2 protein-coding genes are annotated in these 1,466 nt (G+C 49.9%); both read left to right on the plus strand.

The genetic code is table 11. The features are described 5' to 3' along the window. On the plus strand, positions 1 to 268 hold a 268-nt coding region (locus BSZ32_RS18550), incomplete at its 5' end, for a hypothetical protein (protein ID WP_165788556.1). A 480-nt stretch (positions 269 to 748) separates the two neighbouring features. After that, positions 749 to 1,466, plus strand: a 718-nt coding sequence (locus BSZ32_RS18555; protein WP_165788557.1) for a hypothetical protein, incomplete at its 3' end; no start/stop codon positions are given.

The raw sequence follows: 1,466 nt of genomic DNA on the forward strand, positions 1-1,466 counted from the left end.
TCTGGACGAGGCTCTGCGCGGGGAGCTTACCCGCCTCGAACAGCTCTACCTAAGCCACCTCGACCGACTCGCAAGTTTGCCACTTAATCAAGCTTCATCTAACAAGAGGCTCAGCGCTGAGGCTGAAAATGTAGCCGGTGTGAGGCTGATCCGTGTTTTCCGAAGCGGGGGCAAGGATTTTACCCACCCTATCAACCCCCTTTCTCCTCCTCGCATGATGCTCTCGACAACCTCACCCAAAAAGCAAATTCCTAGCAGTAGCGTCTAAATTTCCTATTTTGACGCTAATGTTCGAATGGTGTTTTTTTGAGGTCTAAAGCCTCGCTGAAACCTTGGCCAGCATCCTGTCTGAAAAGTTCAATATCTTAGTAATGGGTATGACCATGAACCAAAAATCCAATCATCGAGGCTAGAATATCAGCATCCGCAATACGGTCAGTGCGTGACCCCTTCGGTTTTTTGAAGAAGTTTCCGATTTCGTCAAATTTTAAAATCAGACGCCCAGCCGCATTGCTAGTCCGACATGGGCATTGATTTTTTCATTTGTAAGTGATAGGGATGTCATTGGTAATCCGCTGGTTGATTATTGCTAACAATCCCTCATCATATTCTGGGCTGATAGTCGATTTTTCTGGAGTTTTTATCTTACGCGTATTCATTCAGGAATAAATAATTTGACACTTCTTTGACACTTCTTTGACACTTCTTTGACACTTTCGCGGCGATTGGCTGCTAATCTTCACGTGCTATGAAACTAAAAACCATTGTTATACAACCCCTCCTTATCGCCGTCTGCTCCATCGCCGTCCTCCACGGTCAGACCCCGCGACCTGCAGATCCCTATGTCAAGAGAGCTGCCGACAAAGACTTATCTGCACTCAAACCGGATTTTAAAGGCCCTAAGCAGATCTCTTTCTGCTTTGAAGAGTTTTCGCTGCCGCTTGCCATGGCCGCAAAATTGCGCAGAGAAGGGCTCACCGACGCTGAGATTTACCAGCGTCTCATTGCCGAGGTGGACAAAGGCACGGCCATCCAGGAAAGCTTCACATTGATCCGGACCCGATCCGGAGAGATAGTAACCAGCGAAGCAATCAGCGAGGTGATCTATCCTACCGAATTCGAGCCGGCACAAGTCCCGAAAACCCTGAGTGTCGCGACGAGCCAGCCTACAGGAAAAAAAAGCGCCGCAAGCTGTCACCGATGCCAGTTTGCTCGCCGACGCACCACCCATTTCGTTAAGCGGTGGAATGATCACCCGAGCCACCCCCACGGCCTTTCAAACGAGGAACACAGGCACGACCATCGAGTTCGAACCGACGTTAAGCGAAGACGCCAAATTCATCAGTATACGCTTCCACTTGGAATCCACGGAGCTGGTGGATATACGCTCATGGGGGCAGGGGGTCAACACCTGCCAGCAACCCGAGTTCGAATCGCAAGTACTGAACACTGCCGCTACATTGCCC

The sequence above is a fragment of the Rubritalea profundi genome, from assembly GCF_002954445.1.
Lineage (GTDB): Bacteria > Verrucomicrobiota > Verrucomicrobiia > Verrucomicrobiales > Akkermansiaceae > Rubritalea > Rubritalea profundi.